Origin of the sequence: Trinickia sp., from assembly GCF_051954495.1 — a bacterium.
In the GTDB taxonomy this organism is placed as follows: Bacteria; Pseudomonadota; Gammaproteobacteria; order Burkholderiales; family Burkholderiaceae; genus Trinickia.
Map to the genome: position 1 here is coordinate 1 of NZ_JBQCHR010000040.1, position 19,880 is coordinate 19,880.

19 protein-coding genes are annotated in these 19,880 nt (G+C 64.0%); 8 read left to right on the forward strand and 11 right to left on the reverse strand.

Going from position 1 to position 19,880, the window contains the following annotated elements; genetic code table 11:
• From kdpB to ACTHNR_RS06680, 3 genes are all read left to right on the forward strand, one after another.
• Positions 1-1,345: potassium-transporting ATPase subunit KdpB (gene kdpB / locus ACTHNR_RS06670; protein ID WP_440546778.1), on the forward strand; the 1,345-nt coding region annotated here is incomplete at its 5' end.
• Between the two features lie 13 nt (positions 1,346-1,358).
• On the forward strand, positions 1,359-1,940 hold the full coding sequence (kdpC, locus tag ACTHNR_RS06675) for a potassium-transporting ATPase subunit KdpC (protein ID WP_440546779.1): 582 nt from the start codon (positions 1,359-1,361) through the stop codon (positions 1,938-1,940).
• Between the two features lie 50 nt (positions 1,941-1,990).
• A complete protein-coding gene (locus tag ACTHNR_RS06680) occupies positions 1,991-4,789 on the forward strand; it encodes a DUF4118 domain-containing protein (RefSeq protein ID WP_440546780.1) in 2,799 nt (932 codons plus the stop codon).
• Here ACTHNR_RS06680 and ACTHNR_RS06685 read toward each other — a convergent pair.
• The 4 genes from ACTHNR_RS06685 to ACTHNR_RS06700 all read right to left on the reverse strand — a co-directional run bounded on the left by ACTHNR_RS06685 (position 4,771) and on the right by ACTHNR_RS06700 (position 8,166).
• A complete protein-coding gene (locus ACTHNR_RS06685) occupies positions 4,771-5,034 on the reverse strand; it encodes a hypothetical protein (RefSeq protein ID WP_440546781.1) in 264 nt (87 codons plus the stop codon). The genes ACTHNR_RS06680 and ACTHNR_RS06685 overlap by 19 nt on opposite strands.
• A 150-nt stretch (positions 5,035-5,184) precedes the next feature.
• Positions 5,185-5,694, reverse strand: coding sequence for an ureidoglycolate lyase (locus ACTHNR_RS06690; protein WP_440546782.1), 510 nt, complete (start codon positions 5,692-5,694; stop codon positions 5,185-5,187).
• 10 nt (positions 5,695-5,704) lie between these two features.
• Positions 5,705-6,721 (reverse strand): allantoicase, encoded by a 1,017-nt coding sequence (gene alc, locus ACTHNR_RS06695; RefSeq protein WP_440546783.1) that lies wholly within the window; start codon positions 6,719-6,721, stop codon positions 5,705-5,707.
• 119 nt (positions 6,722-6,840) lie between these two features.
• The gene (locus tag ACTHNR_RS06700) at positions 6,841-8,166 is read right to left on the reverse strand and encodes a C4-dicarboxylate transporter DctA (protein ID WP_440546784.1); all 1,326 of its coding nucleotides are present in this window, start codon (positions 8,164-8,166) and stop codon (positions 6,841-6,843) included.
• A 211-nt stretch (positions 8,167-8,377) separates the two neighbouring features.
• On the opposite strand from ACTHNR_RS06700, the gene ACTHNR_RS06705 reads away from it, so the two are divergent.
• Positions 8,378-9,073 (forward strand): FadR/GntR family transcriptional regulator, encoded by a 696-nt coding sequence (locus ACTHNR_RS06705; RefSeq protein ID WP_440546785.1) that lies wholly within the window; start codon positions 8,378-8,380, stop codon positions 9,071-9,073.
• 50 nt (positions 9,074-9,123) lie between these two features.
• Here ACTHNR_RS06705 and ACTHNR_RS06710 read toward each other — a convergent pair whose 3' ends face one another.
• Positions 9,124-9,651, reverse strand: a complete 528-nt coding sequence (locus ACTHNR_RS06710) for a low affinity iron permease family protein (protein WP_440546786.1) — start codon at positions 9,649-9,651, stop codon at positions 9,124-9,126.
• Positions 9,652-9,835: 184 nt separating this feature from the next.
• On the reverse strand, positions 9,836-10,813 hold the full coding sequence (locus tag ACTHNR_RS06715; RefSeq protein ID WP_440546787.1) for a LysR substrate-binding domain-containing protein: 978 nt from the start codon (positions 10,811-10,813) through the stop codon (positions 9,836-9,838).
• Between the two features lie 84 nt (positions 10,814-10,897).
• Here ACTHNR_RS06715 and ACTHNR_RS06720 point away from each other — a divergent pair, with 84 nt between their 5' ends.
• Positions 10,898-11,839: a carbon-nitrogen hydrolase family protein gene (locus ACTHNR_RS06720; protein WP_440546788.1), complete on the forward strand. Its 942-nt coding sequence runs from the start codon at positions 10,898-10,900 to the stop codon at positions 11,837-11,839.
• Between the two features lie 30 nt (positions 11,840-11,869).
• Here the strand turns inward: ACTHNR_RS06720 and ACTHNR_RS06725 are convergent, their stop codons facing one another.
• Positions 11,870-12,769 carry a LuxR family transcriptional regulator gene (locus ACTHNR_RS06725; RefSeq protein ID WP_440546789.1) on the reverse strand — a complete coding sequence of 300 codons (900 nt, stop codon included), beginning with the start codon at positions 12,767-12,769 and terminating at the stop codon, positions 11,870-11,872.
• Between the two features lie 127 nt (positions 12,770-12,896).
• Between ACTHNR_RS06725 and ACTHNR_RS06730 the strand changes: the two genes are divergently transcribed.
• Positions 12,897-13,688: an autoinducer binding domain-containing protein gene (locus tag ACTHNR_RS06730; RefSeq protein ID WP_440546790.1), complete on the forward strand. Its 792-nt coding sequence runs from the start codon at positions 12,897-12,899 to the stop codon at positions 13,686-13,688.
• 228 nt (positions 13,689-13,916) lie between these two features.
• Here the strand turns inward: ACTHNR_RS06730 and ACTHNR_RS06735 are convergent, their stop codons facing one another.
• The gene (locus ACTHNR_RS06735; protein ID WP_440546791.1) at positions 13,917-14,852 is read right to left on the reverse strand and encodes an autoinducer binding domain-containing protein; all 936 of its coding nucleotides are present in this window, start codon (positions 14,850-14,852) and stop codon (positions 13,917-13,919) included.
• Between the two features lie 259 nt (positions 14,853-15,111).
• Between ACTHNR_RS06735 and ACTHNR_RS06740 the strand changes: the two genes are divergently transcribed.
• Both ACTHNR_RS06740 and ACTHNR_RS06745 read left to right on the forward strand, forming a co-directional pair.
• Positions 15,112-16,053, forward strand: coding sequence for a LysR family transcriptional regulator (locus ACTHNR_RS06740; protein WP_440546792.1), 942 nt, complete (start codon positions 15,112-15,114; stop codon positions 16,051-16,053).
• Positions 16,054-16,285: 232 nt separating this feature from the next.
• Complete coding sequence (locus tag ACTHNR_RS06745; RefSeq protein ID WP_440546793.1) at positions 16,286-17,242, forward strand: helix-turn-helix transcriptional regulator; 957 nt, start codon at positions 16,286-16,288, stop codon at positions 17,240-17,242.
• 8 nt (positions 17,243-17,250) lie between these two features.
• Here the strand turns inward: ACTHNR_RS06745 and ACTHNR_RS06750 are convergent, their stop codons facing one another.
• The 3 genes from ACTHNR_RS06750 to sctQ are packed head-to-tail and all read right to left on the reverse strand — an operon-like array spanning position 17,251 to position 19,878.
• Entirely contained in the window at positions 17,251-18,036 is a 786-nt protein-coding gene (locus ACTHNR_RS06750; protein ID WP_440546794.1) for a lytic transglycosylase domain-containing protein, read from the reverse strand.
• A 14-nt stretch (positions 18,037-18,050) separates the two neighbouring features.
• Positions 18,051-18,710, reverse strand: a complete 660-nt coding sequence (sctR, locus tag ACTHNR_RS06755; protein WP_440546795.1) for a type III secretion system export apparatus subunit SctR — start codon at positions 18,708-18,710, stop codon at positions 18,051-18,053.
• On the reverse strand, positions 18,703-19,878 hold the full coding sequence (gene sctQ, locus ACTHNR_RS06760; RefSeq protein ID WP_440546796.1) for a type III secretion system cytoplasmic ring protein SctQ: 1,176 nt from the start codon (positions 19,876-19,878) through the stop codon (positions 18,703-18,705). Before sctQ ends, sctR begins: the two co-directional genes overlap by 8 nt.
• Between the last annotated feature and the right edge of the window lie 2 nt (positions 19,879-19,880).

Here is a 19,880-nt window from a genome sequence, read left to right on the forward strand (position 1 = left end):
CAAGGCAGGCCACGTGGTGACGATAACGGCGCTGGCCGCGCTGCTCGTCTGCCTGATTCCGACGACGATCGGCGGCTTGCTATCGGCGATAGGCGTGGCGGGCATGAGCCGGATGATGCAAGCGAACGTGATCGCTACGTCGGGGCGTGCGGTGGAAGCGGCCGGCGACGTGGACGTGCTGCTGCTCGACAAGACCGGCACGATCACGCTCGGCAATCGGCAAGCGTCGTCGTTCATTCCGGCGCCCGGCGTCACGGAAGAAGCGTTGGCCGATGCGGCGCAACTGTCGTCGTTGGCCGACGAAACGCCCGAAGGCCGCAGCATCGTTGTGCTGGCGAAGCAGCGCTTCAACATTCGCGAGCGCGACATGGCCGCGCTGCACGCCACGTTCCTGGGCTTCACGGCGCAGACGCGCATGAGCGGCGTTGACTTGCCGAACCGCGAGATCCGCAAAGGCGCGGCCGACGCGGTGAAAAAGTACGTCGAGGAAAATGGCGGCCGTTACCCGCAAGAGGTGCAAAAAGCCGTCGACGACGTGGCGCGACGCGGCAGCACGCCGCTCGTGGTGGCCGAAAAGGCGGCGGGGCCTGGTGTGGCAGGACAGGCTCGTGTGCTTGGCGTGATCGAACTCAAGGACATCGTCAAGGGCGGTATCAAGGAGCGCTTCGCCGAGCTGCGCAAGATGGGCATCAAGACGGTGATGATCACCGGCGACAATCGGCTCACGGCCGCGGCGATCGCCGCGGAAGCCGGCGTGGACGATTTTCTGGCTGAAGCGACGCCGGAACTGAAGCTGAAGATGATTCGGACGCACCAGGGCGAAGGGCGTCTGGTGGCGATGACCGGGGACGGCACGAACGATGCGCCGGCGCTCGCGCAAGCCGACGTGGCCGTGGCCATGAATACGGGCACGCAGGCGGCGAAGGAAGCCGGCAATATGGTCGACCTCGATTCGAACCCGACGAAGCTGATCGAAATCGTCGAGATCGGCAAGCAAATGCTGATGACGCGCGGTTCGCTGACCACCTTTTCGATCGCCAACGACGTGGCCAAATACTTCGCCATTATCCCGGCTGCTTTCGCGACGACCTATCCGCAATTGCGCGTGCTCGACGTCATGCATTTGACGTCGCCGGCCTCGGCCATTCTGTCGGCTGTGATTTTCAATGCGCTGATCATCGTGTTCCTGATTCCGCTCGCATTGAAGGGTGTGAAGTACCGTGCGCTCGGCGCGGCTTCGCTGCTGCGACGCAATCTGCTGGTCTATGGGCTCGGCGGGATCTTGCTGCCGTTTCCGTTCATCAAGCTCATCGATATGCTCATCACCATGATGGGCTGGGCTTAAAGAGAGAACATTCATGAAAAGTCTTTTGCGACCCGTGCTCGTGTTGTTCGCCGCGCTAACGATAGTGACGGGTGTGGTTTATCCGGTGGTTGTAACGGCGGTGGGGCAAGCGGTCTTTCCGCACCAAGCGAACGGAAGCCTGATCGAAAAGAACGGCAAGGTAGTGGGCTCGGAACTGCTCGGTCAGCAATTCGACGCACCAGGGTACTTCTGGGGCCGCTTGTCGGCCACGACGCCGAATCCGTACGACCCGCTGGCCTCGTCCGGGTCGAATCTCGGCCCGACGAATCCGGCGCTTGCGGATGAGGTCAAGGGGCGCTTAAATGCATTGCATGAGGCCGATCCGGCCAATACGGCGCAGGCGCCGGTCGACCTCGTGACGTCCTCGGGCAGCGGGCTGGACCCCGACATCACGCCCGCGGCGGCCGCGTATCAGGCGGCGCGCGTGGCGAAGGCGAGAGGGCTTTCCCGCGAGCAAGTCGACGGGTTGATCGATCAGCATACGTCGGCGCGGCAACTGGGCGTGCTGGGCGAGCCGCGCGTCAATGTGCTCGAGCTCAATCTCGCGGTGGACGAACTGAAGCCGCTACACTGAGCGCTTCACCGTGGGCGCATGGAGCGCCCCGGCCATGATGAAGACAAGCGATGGAACGACCCGATCCCGACGCGCTGCTCGACAAGATTCAGCGCGATGAAGAAAAGCGGCAACGCGGCCGGTTGAAGGTGTTTTTCGGCGCGTCCGCCGGTGTCGGCAAGACGTTCGCCATGCTGCAAGCCGCGCGTCGCAGACGTGACGAGGGCGTCGACGTCGTCATCGGGCTCGTCGAGACTCACGGGCGCAAGGAAACGTTGGCATTGATCGAAGGGCTCGACACGATCTCGCCCGCGATGATCGAATACCGCGGGCGGCAGCTCGCCGAATTCGATCTCGACGCCACACTCGCGCGCAAGCCCGGCCTTGTGCTCGTCGACGAACTCGCGCATTCGAACGTGCAGGGCTCGCGTCACCTCAAGCGCTGGCAAGACGTGCAGGAACTGCTCGATGCCGGCATCGACGTCTATACGACCGTCAACGTCCAGCATTTGGAAAGCTTGAACGACATCGTCGGGCAGATCACGGGCATTCGCGTGTGGGAGACCGTGCCGGATCGCGTCTTCGACTTGGCCGACGAAGTCACGCTCGTGGATTTGCCCGCCGAGGAATTGCTCGACCGTCTCCGCGAGGGCAAGGTCTATCTGCCGCATCAAGCGGAAAACGCTGTTCGCAATTTCTTTCGGAAGGGCAATCTCATCGCGCTGCGCGAGCTCGCGCTTCGGCGCACGGCCGACCGCGTGGACGCGCAAATGCGCGAGTATCGCGCCGATCAATCGATCGAACGCATCTGGCAGGCCCGCGAGCGGATCATCGTGTGCGTCGGCGCGGGCCCGGAAAGCGCGACGCTCGTGCGTGCGGCCGCACGGCTCGCGGCGAGTCTGAAGGCCGATTGGCTCGCGGTCTACGTCGAGACGCCACGGCTGCAGCGGCTACCCGATGCGATTCGCAAGCGCACGCTCGACGCGTTGAAGCTCGCGTCCGAACTCGGCGCCGAGACGGTGACGCTGCAAGGCCAAGAGGCGACGCAAACGCTGATTGCCTACGCGCGCATGCGCAATGTGTCGAAGCTCGTGGTGGGCGCGATTCCCGCATCGGACTGGCGCGCTTGGCTGCGGCGCTCGACGGGCGAGCGCTTGATTCGCGCGGCACGCGACATCGACGTGACGCTCGTCAATTCGGGCACCGTCCGCGAGACGGCGGAGCGCCGCGAAGTCGTGGCGCGCTTTGCGGGCATGGGGCTGACGAGCGGGCGTTCGCCGTTCGCTTCGTACTCCTATGCATTCGGGCTTTGCGCGGCGATCACGATCGTTTCGAGCATCTTCGCTGGCCGCATCTCGCTCGCCAATCTGGTCATGCTGTACCTGCTGGGCGCGGTCTTCTCCGCCGCTCGGCTCGGGCGGGGGCCGGGCGTCATGTTTTCGTTCCTTGGCGTGGCGGCTTTCGACTTCTTTTTCGTGCCGCCGCGCATGTCGTTCACGGTGTCCGATACGCAGTACCTGCTGACGTTCGCGGTCATGCTGATGACTTCGCTCACGATCAGCAATCTGACGGCGAGCCTGCGTGGCCAAGCACGTATCGCAACGCTGCGCGAGCGCCGCACCGGGGCCATGTTCGCGATGGCGCGCGAACTCGGCGCGGCGTTGACGACGGCTCAGATCATCGAAGTGGGTACGCGTCATGTGGCCGAGGTGTTCCAGGCGCGGGTGGCCATCCTGTTGCCCGACAGTTCGGAGAAGGTCAAACAAAAGGTCGAGAACCCCGACGAAGCATTGACGCTCGACGCGTCGGCCGTCGATTTCGATATCGCTCAGTGGGTCTACGATCAGCAAAAGAGCGCCGGCTTCGGCACCGATACGTTGCCGGCTTCGGCGGCGCTCTATCTACCCTTGAAAGCACCGATGCGCACGAGGGGCGTGATCGCGATCTTGTCGCCGCGCATGGAAGATCTGTCGATTCCCGAGCAGCGGCGCATGATCGACACGTTTGCCGCGCAGATCGCGCTTGCGCTCGAGCGCGTTCATTACGTGGAGATCGCACAGGATGCGCTCGTCAGCATGGAGTCGGAGCGTCTTCGCAATTCGCTGCTGTCGGCGATCTCGCATGATCTGCGCACGCCGTTGACGTCGATCGTCGGTTTTGCCTCGATGCTGGCCGAGACGCCCGGGAAGAGCGGTCCGGCCGGACCCCAGGCCCTGGAACTGGCCGAAGCCATTCACGACGAGGCGTTGCGCATGACTGGGCTCGTCACGAATCTGCTCGACATGGCCCGGCTGCAGGAAGGCAGTATGAGACTGAACCGGCAATGGTCGTCGGTCGAAGAGGTCGTCGGGGCCGCGTTGTCGGCGTGCCGCCGCATGCTGGCCGGACGCGCCATCGAAACGCGCGTGCCGGCGGATCTACCGCTCGTGCAGCTCGACGCGGTGCTCGTCGAACGGCTATTCGCCAACTTGCTCGAGAATGCGGCGAAGTACACGCCCGGTGGCTCGCCGATCGTGATCGTCGCCGCCGTGCAAGGCAGCGATGCGCAGCGCCATGTCAAAGTCGAGGTGCAAGATCTCGGCCCCGGTCTGCCGGCGGGGATGGAGTCGCGCTTGTTCGAGAAATTCACGCGCGGCGAGAAGGAATCGGCGAAACCTGGAATCGGGCTGGGTCTAGCGATTTGCCGCGCAATCGTCGAGGCGCACGGCGGGGCGATCGGCGCGGAAAACCGCCTTGATGCACAGGGCAATACGATTGGCGCGACGTTCTGGTTCACCATACCGGCCACTGAAACCCCGGCGATGGAGGCGGACGCGGAGCCGGAATCGATCGATGACGGCGAGCGTTCGCGCTATGACTCGTCGTCGTAGCCTTCGGCTTCTCGACGTTCGCGCCGCTCTTCATTGGCGCGCCGCGCACGAAGCCGTTGCCGCGAAAGCACGACGATCACTTCGCGCGTGCTCGCGCCCGCGGGCACTTCGTTGCGAATGATGTTCGGCACCATCGGCAACCCGGAGCGCTGCCGACGCAACGCCTTGGAGATTGCCGTGCGGCACTCCTGTCCATGGCACTCCCATTCGTCACGGATTTTTCCGCAATAACGGCACTTGTCCATGCCGGACATTCTACCGGCATTCGCCGAGCCTTTTCGGTGACGGAACGGGGCCGCTTGTCGGCGCGGGGAGCGCTCGAAAGCCATTGGGCGCCTTGCAAAACCATTGAAGCGGCTCGCGTTCCGGCCGTCCGCGGCAACGCGGCCGCCTATTCAGATCGTCGCCAACTCGTCCAAGGACAATAGGCACGGCTCGCTTAGCGCGATTTCGTCGCAATTGGGCTGGTTGCCGCCGCGATCGACGACGAGGAAGTCGCTGACCGTATCGAGCGCGATCAGCGGGTGATGCCACACGCCGCGCGCGTAGTTGACTCCCGTTCGTCCATGGACGCTGAAGGCCCGCATCCGGTCGATGTCGAAATCGCCCGCGGGGGCAACGACGACGAGATAACGAATATCGGCGAGCGGAATGAAGGCCTGGCTGCCGAGCGGATGACGCTCCATCATCGTCACTTGGAGCGGCAGCGCGCGCGGCTGCCCCCGAAAGACGTTGATGAGCGGCCGCCCGCCGGCGGCGGCGACATCGATCGTCGCCAGATCGTGAAAGCGTTCCGTGGTGCCGCCGTTGATCGGAAAATGGCGTGCACCGTCGAGCGATACGACATCGCCGAACGGCGCGAACGCGGTGCGGGTGAGGGGCTCGACGGCAAGCAAGCGGCTCATGGCGCGGTCCTCACGCGAACTCGCCGAGAAGGCGCAGCCGCGAGACGCCGCCATCGGGGAAGATGTTGAACCGGACGTGCGTAATCGCCCCGAGGTCGGCGATTTCACGCTCGTAGAAGTGCTGATTGTCCATGCGCAGCGATTGTTCGGGCAGCAGGGTGGGCCAGAACATCGATTGCGTGACGAGCGATTCGTCGGTGCCGCCCGTGACGTACGCGGCTTGCACAGAGCAGCGATCCGGGTAGTTTCCCTTGAAGAACGCCGTATCGACCTCGATCTTGCGGATCACGCCCGGGTGCGCGAGCGCGACGATGGCCCAGTCGTTGCCGGGTTCGCGGCGGCGGCGCGTCTCCCAGCCGTCGCCCATGTTCACGCCGCGGCCCGGCATGAGCATGTTGGAGGCAAGGCCGAAGTGCTGATTGTTGGCCGCGACGATATGCGCGCCGTTGATGGCCGCGGCGAAGTCGACATATTCGCCGCCCGCATTCGCTTCACGTTGCAGATCGAGCGCCGGCCTGCCGTAGACGCGTAGTCGCGCCACGCCGCCGTCGGGGAACAGGGTAATGCGGATGTGCGTGAACGCGTCGGTATGGTGCACGGCGAGGTAGTGGTGCTGGTTGCCCTGAAGGGCGGTGGGCGGCACGAGCATGCGCCATTGGACGTCGTCCGGCGGCAGATCGCCGGCCACGGTGCACGCTTCGATCGAAGCGGCGGGCGGATAGTTGCCGGTGAAGTGGCTCGTGTCGATGTCCACGCCTTCGATCGTGCCGCGGCGCGCGAGCTTGACGACGCACCAATCTTGGCCGGTCGTGCGCGTGCGGCGCGTTTCCCAACCGTCCATCCATTTGCCGTGGTCGTCGTATTTGCCGGGGATGAATACGGCCGGCTGCGGATCGAGCATGCGTTCTTTCGGCGCGAAGAATTCGTCGCTGGCGGCCAGCGCTTTCGCACCCAGACGCGGATCGGCCAGATTCAGGCAGCGACGGGTGAAATCGGGGGCATTGGGGTCGAGGGTCGGGATGGCCATGATGAGATTGATCGGTAGTGGTGTCGATTGACGGAGAAAGAGGCGGGGGCGGCCTCTTTCGTCAGGGGCAGTGGAGGGCGCAGCGCGCGGCCGTGAAGGCGGCCGCGCCGGAACTTCGCTTAGAGGGCGGGGGCGCCCTGAGCGGGGGCGTCGACGTGCGGCGCCGGGGTGTCTTGCACGAAGCGCAGGCTCGGGTCTCGATCGAGCACGCGATGGGCTCGGACGTGATCGATGTCGCGCTCCCATGCGGCGACGACCATCGTCGCGACGCAGTTGCCGATCAGATTCGTGATGGCGCGTGCAATGCCGACGAACCAATCGACGGGGAGGATCAGCACGAGGCCGAGCACGGGAATGGCGGGAATCGCCGACAGCGTCGCCGCCAAGATGACGATCGCCGAGCCTGGGATGCCGTGCGCGCCCTTGGACGTGATGAGCGATACGAGCACGACGACGATCAAGTCGTGAGCCGAGAGCGGCGTATTGGTGGCCTGAGCGATGAACAGCACGGCCAGCGTCAAGTAGATCGAGAACCCGTCGAGATTGAAGGAGTAGCCGGTCGGGATGACGAGGCCGACGGTCGAATCCTTGACGCCCAACCATTCGAGCTTGCGCATGACTTGCGGCAATACCGCATCGGAGGAGGCCGTGCCGAGCACGATCAGCAGTTCTTCGCGCAGATAGCGTACGAGCTTGAAGATGTTGAAACCGGCCAAGCGCATGACCACGCCGAGCACGATCGCCACGAAAAACGCACAGCTCGCATAGAAGACGAGGACGAGCAGGCTCAATTGCTTGAGCGAGGCCACGCCGTAAGTGCCGGTCGTGAATGCGATCGCGCCGAGCACGCCGAGCGGGGCAAGCTTGATGATGAAGCCCATGACGCGGAAAAACACCTGTGCGAGCTCATCGATCAGGCCGTTCACGCGCTTGGCTTTATCGCCGAGCAGCGACAAGGCCGAGCCGAACAGGACGGCAAAGACGAGCACCTGCAATATGTCGCCCTTGGCGAACGCGTCGAACACCGTGGTGGGAATGATCTTCAGCAAAAAGGCGGCGACGTCCTTCAAGCTCTTCGCATGCTCGGTGTAGGTCGTCAACGCCTGCGCGTCGAGCGATCGGACATCGACGTTCATGCCGGCGCCCGGCTTCAGCACGATGGCCAGCACCGCGCCGATCAAGAGGGCGATCGAGGTCATGACTTCGAAGTAGACGATGGCCTTGCCGCCGACGCGGCCGACTTTCTTCAGGTTGCCGGCGCCCGCGATGCCGCTGACGACGACGCAAAAGACGATCGGCGCGATGACCATGTTGATGAGTTTCAGGAAGCCGTCTCCGAACGGCCGCAACGATTGCGCGAAGTGCGGGAACAGCGCGCCGAGCACGATGCCGGCCACGAGCGCGATCACGACGCGCCCGAACAGCGAATTGATGAACCTGAGCACGGCTTCCTCCAAGGGAGATGACGAGAATTCGTCTGGTCGAACTGGTAAGACCGGACGACTTATGACGAAGATTAGGAAGCCGATATAGTGTCGTCAAGCACGAGGTGCGTAGTGGTATACCCCGCCGGCGCCGGCCGCGCCTGCGTGGGCCATGCGGCACGGCGTCGGTGCGCGCTACAATGCTGGTCCGACCAGGCGAGACTTCCCCGCAATGAGAAGCAATACACGGACGGTGACGGAAGCGGCGACCGATACGATTCGCGAGCGCATCGAGCGCGGCGAGTATCCGGTGGGCAGCGCGCTGCCGGCTCAACGGCAGCTTTCGGAAGAGCTGGACATCAGCCGCGCCGCGTTGCGCGAGGCGCTATCGACGCTCGAGGCGCTAGGGATGTTGACGATACGCGCGGGCAAGGGCGTCTACGTGCAAAGCGCGCAGGCGATGAATGGGCAAGCGTGGCGTTTCGCCGAGCAATCTTCCCTGCCCGATACGTACCAGGTGCGCTATGCGCTGGAAGGGTTTGCCGCGCGCATGGCCGCGCAGGCCATGACGGACGAGACGATCGAATCGCTCGAGGCGAACATGGTGAAACTGCATGAAGCGCTGGCCGAGGGCGATCTCGATACGGCGGCGCAGCTCGATTTCGATTTCCATATGTCGATTGTCGCGGTGGCCGGCAATGGAGCGATCGAGGCCATCTTGCGCAGCAGCGGCGAAATCATGCAGGAAAGCCAGCGCCTGCCGTTTTATCGGCGCGAACTGCTGCAATCGACGTATCGCGAACACCGGGCGATCCTCGATGCCTTGAAAGCGCGCAATTGCGAAGCGGCCGGACGCAGTATCGAGGCGCACATCACGGCGGCCGCGCAGCGCGCAGGCGTGCACTTTCCGACACCGCCGCGCGGCTAGCCGAGGGCTCGCCGTGCGTGCACGCCGTCACGTTCGTCGTCGCGCTCGCATTAGTGCTTGTGTCCACCGTTGGGCGGACATTTCGCTTCGCTGACGGATTTTTCGATCGTCTCGCGGTCCTCCTTCGTCGTTCGCGCTTTATTGGCGAGCTCGAGATAGGCGTTCGCGATGCGACGCAAATCGTCCTCCGAAGCGTCTTCGATGCCGATCAATTGGTTGTTGGCGGTGCGATAGGCGGCGATCAACTCGTTGAGCTTCAGATGCACGGCGACGCTGTCTTTATTCTGACTTTGCTGAATGACGAAGACCATCAGGAACGTGATGATCGTCGTGCCCGTGTTGATGACGAGTTGCCAGTCTTCGGAATAATGAAAAAGCGGGCCGCACAGGCCCCATATCACGACGATGATCACCGACATGCCGAATGCCACGGGCGAGCCGGCCCATCGCGTGACCGCGCTCGCGAACGCGTCGAAGGCGCGCGTGATCGGATGTCGATTCGCAAAGGCGGGGCTCGACGAATCGGGCACCGTTTGAAGCGGATCGGTCGGCGTGGTGGGCGCGTCGTCGTGGCGCATGGCGGCGTTCCTCGTGTACGGTAATGCGGCGCGAAAGCGGCGCTGGCGCCGATGAAGGCAGCAAGGCGTGTGCCCGATAGGTCACGCCGTGAGCTTCCTGCCGAAGTTGACGCGGCGCGGGGCCGCCCCTCCCGAACCGACCGCCGATCTCGTTCGCGCGCAATGTTGCAGTCGACTCGAACGCCTAATGTGATTTTCCGGCGGAGCGTGTGCGTCGGCGACGCCCGATCGACGCGGCGTCGGCAAGCGCCGCCGAAAACGCGAGTTTGATGCGCTCTTTCATCCAGTCGATGGCGCTTTCGCCGTCGCTGTCGCGCCGCCACAGCAGGTGCACCGGATAGACGCCGAGATCGAGCGGGGCGGCGCAAGTGCCCAAGCGCGACATGCGTGCGAGCGCCGCGGCCGCGTGCGTGGGTAGCGTGACGACGGCCCGCGTGCCGGTCAAGAACGCAGGGACCGCGGAAAAGTGCGTCAGCGCCGCATAGACGTGACGCTCTTTTTTCAGTGCGCGCAAGGCCGTATCGACGATGCCTGTTCGCCCTGAAAACGAAACGAGCAAGTGTGGCAGGGCGAGATAGTCCTCGAGCGAGAGCGGCAACGGCACGTGCACGGCTTTTTCATCGACGACGCAGGCATAGCCGCTTTCGCCGATCTGCTCCTGCGCGATCCACGCGCGCTTGATCGGCCCTGACACGACGGCCAGTTCAATCTCGCGATCGTTCAGCATCTGCTCGACGGCATGCCGGTTGGTCTGACGGAACATGACGGAAACCCCCGTAGCGTCCTGTTGGACGAGCTTCGTCAGGTGCGGGCCCAGGGCAAGCTCGAAGTCGTCGGACATGCCGATGGAAAAGCGCCGCGATGCGCTTGCCGGATCGAACGCATGTTGCTGCGTCAGGACTTCCCACAAATCGGCGACGCCCGCTTCGAGCCGCTCGGCCATCGCTTGCGCCCGCGGCGTCGGCGTCATGCCGCCTCGCACGCGTACGAAGAGCGGATCGCCGCACGCCTCTCGCAGCCGAGCGAGTGCGGCGCTCGCGGCGGCTTGACTCAATGCTAGCCGTGAGGCGGCTTTTGTCACGCTGCGCTCCTGCCATAGCGCGATGAATACGACGGCCAGGTTCAGATCGAGCCGCTTAATATCGAGTACATTGATTGTCATCTTCGATAAAATTTGTTTGATCGATGTGAACGAGCATAGCAAACTGCGCCCAACGCATGATCCACCAGACCAAAGGGAGCAGTCATGACGACACAACGTGTGGCCGTTGTTCAAGCGGGCAGTTGCTTGTTCGATACCGAGCGGACGCTCGAGCACATGGCGCAGCTCACGGAGCAAGCCGCCCATCAGGGCGCGCGGCTGATTGTATTTCCGGAAGCCTTTGTCGGCGGCTATCCAAAAGGGCTTGATTTCGGTGCGCGCGTGGGGTCGCGTTCAGCGGCGGGCCGAGATGATTACTTGCGCTACTGGCGCGCGGCGATCGACGTACCAGGCCCCGACGTGGCTCGCATCGGCGCTATGGCGCGGCAAGCGGCGGCTTGGCTCGTCGTGGGCGTCATCGAGCGCGAAGGCGGCACGCTTTACTGCTCGGTGCTTTTTTTCGCGCCCGACGGCGCCTTGGTCGATTGTCGTCGCAAGTTGATGCCGACGGGGAGCGAACGGCTGATCTGGGGCATGGGCGACGGCTCCACGCTGCCGGTGCTTGATGCGCCCCCATTTGGCAAGATCGGGGCGGCGATCTGCTGGGAGAACTACATGCCCGCTCTGCGCATGACGATGTACGGCAAAGGCATCGGGCTCTGGTGCGCACCCACGGTAGACGATCGCGACATTTGGCAGAGCACGATGAGGCACATTGCTTACGAGGGCCGATGCTTCGTGCTGGCCGCTTGCCAATATCTAAAGCGTGACGCGTGTCCCGAGGACTACGACTGCATTCAAGGCAACGCACCCGATACGACGCTGATACGCGGCGGCAGCGTGATCGTCGGCCCATTGGGCGATGTGTTGGCCGGCCCCGTGTACGACCGGGAAGTCATTCTGACCGCGGACATCGATCTGGACGATATCGTGCGCGGCAAGTTCGATCTCGATGTTACGGGCCACTATGCGCGGCCGGACGTGTTCGAGTTGAAGGTCGACGCGCGCGCACGGCGGGCGGTGGCGCATGGCAATATCGACGATTGACGAACGCTCGCGTCGCGCTGGTTCGTCCCACTATATGAGCTCGAGCTTCGAGGTCAGGTAGGTCAGCTCCGTGCGGTTCGCTACCCCGAAGCGCTTGCGTAACTTGCGCAGGTGGTAGTCGACGTTATGAGCGCTCGTGTCGAGGCGGCGGCCGATTTCCTTGTCGGATGCGCCTTCGGCGATGCCCAGCAGCAGTTCCCGCTCGAATGCCGTGAGGCCATCCGAGGTGCGTTCCCGCGCCACCGTCGTCAGTTGCTGCGACGCGATGGTGTGGACAGACATGCCGATCGACAACGCCTGCTCGAGCGTGGTCGAGGTAATCCAATCGCAGTTGCGCCGCTGAGCGGTAAAGCTCATGAAGGCGTGCAGCCGCGTGCCTGGGATCGACATGGCGAACATCAGGCCGCTACGCATGCCGTCCTCGCGCATGGTGCGGATGAACGATTCCAGTCCTTCTTGCGCCCGATCGTTTTGCAGTAAGTCAATTGGTTGTGCGCGCAACTGTTGTAAATCCCACACGAGCGGTAAGCTTCCACGGCGGGCGGCCACCGTGCGCGGATCCACCTCGTGATAGCGTTCGCGCACGTATTCGCCGCGGTAGGTGCCCGGAATAAAGGCTTCGTGCAGAAACAGCCGCTCGATGCGCTCGCGGGTGATCTCGAGGGCGAAGTAGGCGAACGTGGAAAATCCGATCAGGTGCAGCAGGCCGTTGACCATGCGGCTGCGCTCGCACGCATTCTGCGCGGCTGCGAGCGCCGTTGCGATGCCGAGCCGCGGCACATGGCGCAGAGTAGCGCAGGGCTGGTGCGGGTCGTTGCACCAAACGACTTCGATCGGCCGGGCGCGCCCCGTCGTGGCCGGTTCGGCGCCACACGTCTGCGAGAGGGGCGCGAGCGCCGACTCGTCTTTGCGTAATGCAGGGTAGTGCATCGATGAGCCTCCGATCGAGATTCATGTCGCGGCGCGAAGCAAAGTTTGATGTAACCGTGTGGGCCCGCGTAACATCGCGTAATAATAAACGTAAAAAAACGATACCGGCAGGCGAGGTTCTCTTCTGATGACAACTGATGACGAATTTCCGGCGCTCGTATGGTTTTCGCAAGCCGATGCGCTGGCTCACTTGCGCGAATTCGATGCGAGCCTGGACGTCGCGCGCCACGAATTCGAGCTGCGCGAGTGCCGCGAACGCCTGCAGCAAGCCGGCTTTTCGACGTTCTCGTATATGGCGCTGGAAACCATAGGACGGCGCATTTTGCGTGCCTATACGATGCGCGAGATGGGAAATGTGCCGTTTACGACGGCCTATCTTAAGAATCGCCTTTATGAAACCGATCCCCGGCTCGTTGCGCTGCGCGAAAGCGGTTTGCCTGTGACCTGGCATATCGATCAATTGGAGGCGCGCGCCAATATTTCCGAACCGCGCGTGCGCAGCCTTTTATCGACTTTACGTGCACATGGAATGCACAGTGGATTAATACTCGGTTTACCGGCGCCCCGAGCCGAATTGCGCGTGGCGGTCAGCCTGACTTCGCCGGCGTCGGACACGCATTGGATCGACGACCGCGTCATGGGTGGGATACTGGCCACCAGCTTGACGGTGAGCCGGCTGGTGCAACCTTTTATCGACCACTGCGCCCGCCGCGCACGGGTGGTTTCATTGACGGAAGAGCAAGCCGGTGTGCTGGAACGACTCGTGAGAGGTCTGTCCGACCACGAAATTGCCGCCGAGCTTTCGTCTTCGCTGCATCGCATTACCCATCACGTCAAGACGCTCCAAAAGATGTTCAACGTCGAGAATCGAGCCCAACTGGCCTACCTCGCTGCGCGTTGGGGGTGGGGCCGGTCGTAAGCGCAGCATCGCGGCAATCCGGTAAGTCCTTGAAGGAAGCGATTGCCGGAGCGAACGAAGTCGATTCCAAAGCCGAAGCGCGGCTAGTGGCTCGAGCGGCGGCCGTGGCGCGAGAGCGAGTGGCGATCGCGAGCGGGGGCGGAAACGAGAACGAGCGCCGGACCCCGCTTCGAGCCGCCGGTTACGTCTCTTTTGCGGTGTTTCGGGGGGCCGGCATTTCGCGTAGGACTACGAACTTACGCCGTGCAGCGCCTCGGGTGCGCCGAGTACGCGCCCGGCGATATACGCAAGCTGCACACGGTTGGTCGCGTGATAGAGCTTTTTGAGCTGGCGCAGATAGTAGTCGACGTTGTGATGCGAGGTGCCGAGCCGTTCCGCGATGTCCTTGTCGTTCATGCCGAGCGTGACGAGTTCGAGAATCGAGCGCTGAATGTCGCTCAATTCGGTGACGTACGTCGGCCGGTGAATCTGCGGCGCGCGCAAGGCGAGAAACTCGTGTAGGCCGACGGCAAGCGCGTATGCGTGGCCGATCGCCATGTCGGGCAGGCGGGCCTTCGACGGCTGCGCGCTCGCGAACATGACGACGCACGTGTCGAGCGCGTCGGGCGTGCCGAGACCGAACGACACGCCGGACATCATGCCCGCATCGCGCGCGGCGGTCGCGAAACGCTCCGCGCGGGCGGCCGCACTCGTGCTCTGGCCGGGCGCCGCGGCCGTGACGCCGGCCGCCGGCTGGCCCATTCCCGTCAGCGGGGCGGGCGACGCGATGGTCGTCAGGTCCCACAGCATGGGCCATTCGTGCCGGCACGAGTAGGCCAGGCGCGCATCGATCTCGTAGAAACGCTCGCGCAAGTAACGCTGTGCCCAGCCCACGGGTGAAAAAGCGTTGAAGTAGACGAGCCGATTGATCGTGTCGCCAATGCGCGAAACGCGCATGTAGCACAGCGATTCGAAGCCGGCGGCGCGCAGGGCGGGACGTAAAAGCGCCTGGCGCGCCTGCGCGGTGTCGACTTTCGCTAGATCGTGAGCGATGCCGGCCAGGCGCTGACCGTCCGGCGCATCGTAGTCGAGGGGAAGATCGGCGATGCTGTCGAGATCGGCGTCGCCGAAAACGAGGAAGTTCGAAGCGTCGGTATCTGCATCGTTCGTGCCGTACTGATTCATCTTTCTTGCTCCGCGATTGGCGCACCCCCGCACGCCGTGAGAGGCAACAGTATCCCAGCGGGAGAGCGCTCCGTGAGAACTTCGAACCAGTAGTCGACCTAGGGTTTTGCGTGGTCCAATGCGGGGAGACTACGAGAATGAGGAATGTCCCCACATGGCTGTCGCCGAAATCAAACGTCTCCGGTAAAAGCTGCGCCTGATGCGCTGCGGGACAGGTAAGATGCACCTTCCAGTGTCTCGCCAGACGACGTTTCCTCACATGCGGCTCCGCCATATCGAAGTGTTGCGAGCGATCATGGTTACCGGCTCGATCAGCGGCGCCGGCGACCTGCTGCATGTGTCCCAGCCCGTCGTATCGCGCACGTTGCAGCATGCGGAGCAGCAAGCCGGATTCAAGTTTTTCGAGCGCATGCGAGGCAGGCTCGTGCCGACCAACGAACTGCTGGCGATCTACCCGGACGTCGAGCAAGTGTTCGCGGCGATCGAAAAACTGCGCTATTCGTCGGCATCGGTGCGGCGTCAAGGCGGTGCGCCGCTTCGTTTGGCGGTGACGCCCAGCCTCGCGAACAGCGTGCTGCCGCGCGCGATCGAGGGCATGCTCGAGACCCATCCCGACGCGTCGTTCGAATTGGCCACGCTGCACACGAACGAAGTCGTCGCCGCGCTGCGTGCGGGCACGGTCGATCTCGGGATTTGCTTGTCGCCGCCGGCCGTGCCTGGCATCGAGGCGCATCTGCTTGCCACCGGGCAGATGGTCTTGGCCACGCCCACGTCCTGGCCTCGTCTGCTGCGCCAGAACGCACCGCTGAGCGAGCTTGGCTATCTCGCCGAGCGTCCCTTCATTCGCTTGGATGACGGCACGCCGCTCGGCTCGATAATTGGTCAGCGGCTCGAACATGCGACCTTGGGGCTGCACGCCAACATCGTCGTGCAGACCTATGCGATCGCACGCGCGCTCGTCACGCAAGGCGTCGGCTATGCCTTGCTCGACACGTTTACGGCCGTGGCGGGCGGGCCCGGCGAACTGCACGCGTATCTGCTTTCGCCCGAACTCGAATTCGAGGTGAAGCTGCTCGGCACGAGCAAGACGCTTGGCGGCCCGTTCGCCGAATCACTGATGCGAAGTGTGGTGTCGGCGGCAGGCGAATTGCGCGAGGCGCTCGGTGCGATGATCGGCGAGCATAGAGTCGTTCTTTCATGACGGTCGTTCGATTCACGTCTGACCCGACTGATCGATCGCGAAGCACGTTTGCGTAAACGTCGCTCCTACGTTCGATCGTAGCGACGGCATCGATTTATGTCTCTTTGCTATACCGGCGAGACGAATTGGAATATCGGCGTATTTTGAAGGCCATTACATTCGCTCGACCGCGCCGGAGGGCCACCCTAGGCGGTCGATCTGCGCGGTTTCGAAAGTATCATCGGCCCGGAAAATGACTACCAGAACGATAAGCAGGAGCAGCGAGCGTCCGCTCGTACAGGAGAGACAGACTCGTGCCGCGGCGCGCTCGCGCGGCGGTGCGAACAAGAAGTCGGATGCGCTACGCGTGTGCGTGCGCGAGGCCGCGGCGGAAGCGGCGCGGCTCGGCCCGGCACGCGCCGGCTCGCGGCTCGCGAGCGCATGGGGCGCCGATATGAACGTCGCGGCGCAACTGATGTCGATCGAGGACCCGGGCGAGCGCACGCGCATGCTGAGCGCGTTGATGCACGTCATGGGCTTTCATTCGCTGGCCTACGCGACCGTGGGCGCGCGCGGAAAAGGATGCGTGCATGCGCAAGCGTGGGCGCTCGACGATACGACGCCGCATCACTTCGGCGGCAGTTATTTCGAAGCCGGCTATTGGGCGCACGATCCGCGTCTTGGCGCCGTGCGCACATCGAACGTTCCGCTCGTATGGGACATGGAATGGCTGCTGCGCGCGTGGCGTCGCGACGGCGCACCCGAGGCGATGCGTGGCTTGTTTCCGGCGCTGGAGCGCGAGGGAATCGGAAGCGGCGTCATGTTCGGCATCCCGACCGTGCGGGGCAACGTGCGCGCGCTTGTCAGCCTCGCGGCGAGCCGGAGCAACGCCGACTGGATCGTCGAGAACGTGCTCGTACAGGCGCTGACATTCGGCCTGTCGTTGCATCGATTCGCTTCCGATCCGAGGCATGCAATCGCAGCGGAAGGCGAGGCCGCGCGCGAGACCGAGGCGCAAGCCACGTTGTCGGACATGCAGGTGCGCATTCTGGCGTGCGTGGTCGGCGGGCTATCGGATAAGCAAATCGCCGCACGCTTGCAGACGACGCCGCATAACGTCGACTATCACTTGAGATTGCTGCGGCGCCGTTACGGTGCGGCCAATCGCACGCATCTCGCGTTTCTCGTCGGAGGGCTCGCGCTCGAATAAGAGGCGCGCTAGCGCAGTATCTTGACGGCGCCGCTATGCGGCAAGCCGTCGCTCATGCAATCGGAGATGACGACGATGCCGGGCGCGCAGCGCGACGGATGCGCGCCCGGCTTGGCGGCGGCGATTGCGTGCCCCCTAGCGGTAGGGGCGGCAGTGGGCCGAGCGCCAGCCGCGGCGTTGCGGTACGTCGCCGAGGGCGGTGCGCTCGGGGTGCGAGAAGGGCTTGGCGCGGCGCCGCCGGGTGCGAGCGGAATCGGCTCGACCTCATGGTGTCCGTCTTCCGTTGCGTGCGCAACGACGCGCTCGACGTAGCCGGCTGTGAACCCCGTCGAGAAATTACCGCTGTAGTAGCACGAGAGCGCTTTACGCAGCGCATATTGCTCGTCGGCTTCGAGGCGTGTCGCGCGCGCGAAGCACTCGGCGAGAATCGATGCGGCGACCCGCAAGTTGGTGCACGCATCGAAGATGGATGTCGTCGTTTCGCCAAAGCGTGCGAGGTTGTAGCGGTTGACTTGGCCAAGCCCAAGGCTGAAGTTGTAGCCGAGCCGCGTCAGGTTCGCCACGGTGGCGAGCGCTTCGTCGAGCGAAGTGGGCTGTCGCACGAGGTGCGCGCCGACCACGCCGATCGCGTACGGGTTGTAACCCGACTCGACACTGACGAGCGCGGCGAGCGTATGCGCTTCGACCTTAGGCGCGCATTGCGTCGCGAGCGCCAGAAAATCGCCCGCGCGCGCGGCGCCGGCGCCCCCGCCCAGAAGCAATGCGACGAAGAGGGCAGCGAGCGCGCGACGCATGGCGTGGCCTCCGGTCAACGATACGAGAGCACGAGGCCGTGCACGAGCAGCGACCAACCGTCGAGCATGACGAACAGCAAGAGCTTGAACGGGATCGAAATCGTCGTGGGCGAGATCATCTGCATCCCGAGCGCGAGCAGGACGTTGGCGACGATGAGATCGGTGACGACGAATACCACATAGATGACGAAACCGATTTGAAACGCCCGTGTCAGCTCCGACAGCATGAAGCTCGGTACGAGGACCATCAAGTCGTCGGACTTGAGCGTTTGCACGCGCTCCGCCGGCCAGATCGCCGTGGCGGAACGCATGAAAAAGTTACGCTCGCCCGGCACCGTGTGCTGCTCTAGAAACTTCTTGAGCGGTGGCGAGATCGCCTGCCCGATCGATAAGACGTCGTCGACGCTCAGCGAGCCGCCGATCGAAATGTGGTCTTCCTGCATCTTGTCGACGATGCTGCCGCCGACGGGCGCCATGATGTAGATCGTCAAGATGAGCGCGATGCCGTTCAGGACGATGTTCGGCGGCACTTGCTGTACGCCGAGCGCGGTGCGCAATAGACCGAGGACGACGACCAGCTTCGTGTAACTCGTGACCATCAGCGCGGCGAAAGGAATCGTGCCGAGCGCGACGATCAAGAAGATCATCGTGACCGGACTCGGCATGCTACTCATTGCCGTTCTCCGAGAACCGCGATACGCGTACGCCGAGCTTGTTGCCGACGGCGATTAAGTGGCCTTGGCCGACGAGCGCGCCGTTGGCGCGGATGAGCACGGTGCTTTGATTGAGCGGCTGATCGAGTTCGATCACGTAGCCGCTTTTGAGCGCTTTCAATTCGGCGAGCGGCATCGAGCGTTCGTCTAGTTCGAACGTGACTCTGACTTCGAGCGCGTCGAGATGCGCGAGTTTCGGCTCGCTGGGCGCCGCGTTGCCGGCCGCCGCATCGCGTGCGCCCGGCGTGCCCGGCCCGCTCGATGCGCTGAACGGCGGCGCGTCGGGCCGCGTGGGTGAGGTCACGGAAATCTCCTCGATTTGGTCGATGACAATGCGCGTTCCGACGGCCTTGGCGGATACGACCACGTGCCCGTCGCTCGTCGTCGCCACGCAGCGCAATGCCGATCCGAAAGACTGCCAGCGTTCGATCCCGATGATGTCTCCGGGCGCGATCGAGCGAAGCTCCGCGATGTTTAGCAAGGTCGAGCCGACGACGAAGCGCAGCACGATGGGCAGCGTGTCGAAGTCGGTCGCCTCGAGCTTGGCGGGCGGCGGCTCCGCGGGGCAGGCGAGACCGAGGTATCGCTCGTCGGTGAAGCGCAGCGCGCCGTGGCAGCGCCATTCGCTGCCGGGCTTCGTCACGCAAAAGCGCAGGGCGTCGCGCTCGCGCGTGAGGTTATCCCTGTGCGCGGGGGTGTCGCCCGGCACGACGCCGAGTTCGATCCGCTGGCGCGTTTTGGCTTCCAGCGCGTCGATGAGCGGCGAGAGGGCGTCCGCGATCAGCGCGCAGCGGATTTCCCCGGGCACGGTGTCGCTGGCCGCATCGCCGATCAATTCCTGTTCGCCGATAGGGTCGAGCATGAAGCGGCCCTCGGCCGGGCCGAAGCGAAACGTATAGACGTGACCGGGCGCGCCGAGTTCGGCGTCGGCGTCCCAGCGCAATTCGTAGGCGCCGCGCGCGAGGGCGAGCGAGAACGGCGTTGGCCACGCGTAGGCGCGATTGAGCGCGTGCGCCGCGAGCGGGCTGACGCGCGGCAGCGCCGGCGCGTTGCCGAGCGGCTGGCCCGGTTGCGACGCGGGCGAGGGCGCATGCGCCTCGCGCGGCGCGCTCGCCAGAGTGGCGGACATGA